Origin of the sequence: Lactobacillus sp. UMNPBX15 (genome assembly GCF_002553785.1) — a bacterium.
Taxonomy (GTDB): domain Bacteria; phylum Bacillota; class Bacilli; order Lactobacillales; family Lactobacillaceae; genus Lactobacillus; species Lactobacillus crispatus.
In genome coordinates this window covers 1-3,300 of the sequence record NZ_PCYV01000060.1, presented here as the reverse complement: position 1 = coordinate 3,300, position 3,300 = coordinate 1, and the positions used below count along the sequence as shown (strand labels likewise).

At 37.7% G+C, this 3,300-nt stretch carries 4 protein-coding genes; 3 read left to right on the top strand and 1 reads right to left on the bottom strand.

The window, feature by feature from the left end:
• The first annotated feature begins 300 nt into the window (after positions 1 to 300).
• The 3 genes from CP366_RS10195 (at position 301) to CP366_RS10185 (ending at position 1,653) form a co-directional block, all read left to right on the top strand.
• Positions 301 to 816 (top strand): hypothetical protein, encoded by a 516-nt coding sequence (locus CP366_RS10195; protein WP_005718512.1) that lies wholly within the window; start codon positions 301 to 303, stop codon positions 814 to 816.
• Positions 817 to 885: 69 nt separating this feature from the next.
• Positions 886 to 1,395, top strand: a complete 510-nt coding sequence (locus CP366_RS10190) for a methylated-DNA--[protein]-cysteine S-methyltransferase (RefSeq protein ID WP_089146175.1) — start codon at positions 886 to 888, stop codon at positions 1,393 to 1,395.
• A gap of 162 nt (positions 1,396 to 1,557) precedes the next feature.
• Positions 1,558 to 1,653, top strand: coding sequence for a putative holin-like toxin (locus tag CP366_RS10185; RefSeq protein WP_080514199.1), 96 nt, complete (start codon positions 1,558 to 1,560; stop codon positions 1,651 to 1,653).
• 258 nt (positions 1,654 to 1,911) lie between these two features.
• Here CP366_RS10185 and CP366_RS10180 read toward each other — a convergent pair whose 3' ends face one another.
• Entirely contained in the window at positions 1,912 to 3,243 is a 1,332-nt protein-coding gene (locus tag CP366_RS10180) for an RNA-guided endonuclease TnpB family protein (protein ID WP_098043588.1), read from the bottom strand.
• Positions 3,244 to 3,300: the final 57 nt, after the last annotated feature.

The window sequence follows — 3,300 nt, the reverse complement described above, 5'->3', positions numbered from 1 at the left end:
TTTAAATACATAATTCTAGACATAAAAAATCTCACCACCTTGTAGCGAGATTATAACACACTTTATAACACTTAAGAAACACAATTACACATATATTTTTTAAACTTGTTGAAACTCCAAATGGTAGCATAATAAAATATATTAAGTTTCTTCATTAGGATTTTTTCCTTCTCTAATTCTCAAGAATTGAAATTTCTTTTTAAAAATTATAAACTTTTATACTCGTAAAGCAAAAATATAGTTAAAATACTGGTATAATATCGTTTCAGAATAATTAATGTAGAGGTGAGATTTCTGATCATGAAGAGTGCAAATTACACTAGAAAACATCACATGTATTTAATGAATCACAAAAATGGTGACGTTATCGAAGTAAGAATGGACAAGAAAAATAAGACATTCAAGAAAATACGACTTTATCGTCAAGATGGTTTGGGCAACTACTATCTAGATCCACATGCGGAGTTTAAGGATCAGAAAAGTCCAGCAACCAAAGAGAATATCGTAGAAGCCGGAAAAAAGGTCAGCGATCATATCTCTAGTGCTGAGAACTGGCACCATAAAGTTAGACCTATTTTCAACGCTGAACACAAAATCGTCGATTTCGAACCACGATTGCATTTGGAACACCATACTAAGATTCAAAATGCTAAAAGATATTTGCGTCACTTGGAAAGACGACACGCAGACTTCATTTTCCGTAAAAATAGCAAAACGCCTTTGTTAATCCCATGGAATTACATCAAGGATATGATCTATGAAGATCGCAATAAAGAAATGGTGCTAGCCCATAAGGTGCACAAGCTAAGAAAATAAATTAGATTAATAAGATGCTACCAATCATAATCGATGGTAGCATCTTATTTTTATCATAGGAGAAAAAACATGCAAACAGTTTCTTACTATAATTCACCTATTGGCAAAATATTGCTCGCTAGTGATGAACAAGGACTTATTGGTTTATGGCTAGATACTGATCGCTACTACGGTGACAATCTTGATAAAGAATATTCAGAAGGAGGAAATAAATATTTAGCTTCTGCTAAAAAGTGGTTAGATATCTATTTTCAAGGCAAAGAACCAGATTTTACTCCTCAATTACATTTGATCGGTACTGATTTTCAAAAAAGAGTCTGGCAAGCATTACTAAAAATTCCTTACGGGATGACAACTACTTATAAAGACATTGCCGTACAGGCTGCAAAAGATAAGGACCACTTACCTATTCGGGCAACTGGTGGTGCTATTGGCAGAAATCATATTTGTATCATCATCCCTTGCCATCGCGTTGTTGGTGTTAATCACAATTTAACTGGTTATGGCGGTGGAATTGATAAGAAAATTCAGTTGCTTAAACTTGAAGGCGTTGATATTAATCAGTTTAAAGAACCTTAGATACAAGAAAAGCCCGCAAATCGCAAGCTTTTTTACTTGTTCGTCTTTTTTCGCAAACAAAATTTCTGTACAATTATTTTCGCAGAAAGTTTTATGAGCGACGGTTGTTTTTCCTCCCGGAGGTGAGGCCTATGGTCAATATACTGCAGAAAGGGTTCAACCATGTCGGTTTACGAGAGTATTTCTTTGATGCTTTTGTTCGGTACGTTTGTGTTAGCTCTGCTAACTTACATCGACCATCATCACGACAAAAAATAAAAACGCCGCTCAATGTAATAACTTTGGCGAGTTATAGGGCGACGTTTTCAACGTTTTTATAATATCGACCACCGCTCGTCAACTACCCTAGACTGAAGTCTAGGGCTTAGTGGCTCGTTAGCTTACGCTAACCAGAACACCAACTTGCTTAGATACGGACTTGACTTACCAGCAGTAATCTTTTGACTATTGCCGATAGAGGTCGTCTAATTACCAAAGCCTTTTAAGTCCGTGAGTTGCTAGCGGACTGCAGCCTTTCTAGGCTGCTTTTTTTATTTTAGGATTCTGCCGCTTGCCTAATCCTTTTTCTAGAATATTCACTGCCGCATTCCAATCGCGAATATGGTGCGTTCGACAGATTGGGCACGTCCATTCCCGATCTTTAAGCGTTAGTTTCTTATAACCGTTTTGGCCCATAATACTGCCACATTGATGGCATCTTTGGGTGGTGTAGTTAGGATCAATTGTTAGAAATTCTTTGCCATATAGATCTGCCTTATAAGCCAGCATGTTCAGGAAACTACGCCAGCCAACATCAGAAATGGCTTGAGACAGGGCATGATTCTTTAACAGATTTCTGCTTCTTAGTTCCTCGGCAACTACTAAATCGTGGTTTTTGATTAGTGCAGTTGACAGTACTTGTAAAAAGTTTGCACGCTGTCTGCGAATCTTATCATGCAGTTTAGCTACTATCAAGCGCTGTTTTTGATAGTTTTTTGCTAGCCGCAAATTGCGTCCTTCTTTTTTAGCCCTGCGCTGTCTGCGAGACAAGACGCGTTGGGCATGGGCAAGCTTCTTTTTGGTTTTGCAATAAAATCGTGGATTAGCAACCATTGCTCCGTTAGATGCTGTTAAGAAATTATCAAGGTTAAGGTCAATGCCAATTTGACTTTGCGTCTTAGGCAAGGCTTTAACAAAGGCAATATCGCTGCCTAATTGCATTGATAAGTAGAATTGCTCGTCAGCGGTCTTTTTAATCGTGACTGTGCCAATTCTAGTTGGGATGTGGTTAAGCAAACGCTCTTTGATTAGCCTTCTAAAACCAGCAATGCGGACGATACCCAGTTTAGGCAGTTTAATATGCTTAGCATCAATAAATCTAGCTGTCCCGTTATCAAGAAAAGCTTCTTTTTGCTTAGGATATTGACAGTTGGTCTGATATGACCAGTCGCTGCGTTTTTTATGGAAAGTTGGGATTCCATGACCAATCTTGCGATAGTTGCTCCAAGCTTTCTGGTAGTTCTGAATAGCGTTGGCAATAGCGAGGCTATCAATTTCTTTAACGCGTAAAAAGCTATAAGTATCGCGGATATTCCTTGGCTTAGCCAATAACTCGTTATTGGCGACTACTTTTTCTGCCAGTTGGGCTTCATAGCTATTAAGAGTAGAAAAGGCAAAAGGCATTGCTTGATATTGTCTAACAGCTAAATAGTGCTTAGCATGATAATTGCTTCGATTGCGTCCTACATAAGAGTTGTAGACAAAGCGTTGCGCATCATAGTTCAACTTAATGATTTTCTTTTGCTTAGAACTAGGATAAAAGCGAAGCTTAACGCCAAAATGATAGGCTAAGCTGCTCATTCTTTTCATGATTTCACCTCCTCGTATTATATAAATTAAATCTGTGTTGATTGTCTTTTTAGTTTG

What these genes read in the sequence shown, in the direction of transcription:
- CP366_RS10185 (WP_080514199.1), top strand. Translation starts at nt 1,558, where the DNA reads ATGTCGGTTTACGAGAGTATTTCTTTGATGCTTTTGTTCGGTACGTTT.
- CP366_RS10180 (WP_098043588.1), bottom strand. Translation starts at nt 3,243, where the DNA reads ATGAAAAGAATGAGCAGCTTAGCCTATCATTTTGGCGTTAAGCTTCGC.
- CP366_RS10190 (WP_089146175.1), top strand. Translation starts at nt 886, where the DNA reads ATGCAAACAGTTTCTTACTATAATTCACCTATTGGCAAAATATTGCTC.
- CP366_RS10195 (WP_005718512.1), top strand. Translation starts at nt 301, where the DNA reads ATGAAGAGTGCAAATTACACTAGAAAACATCACATGTATTTAATGAAT.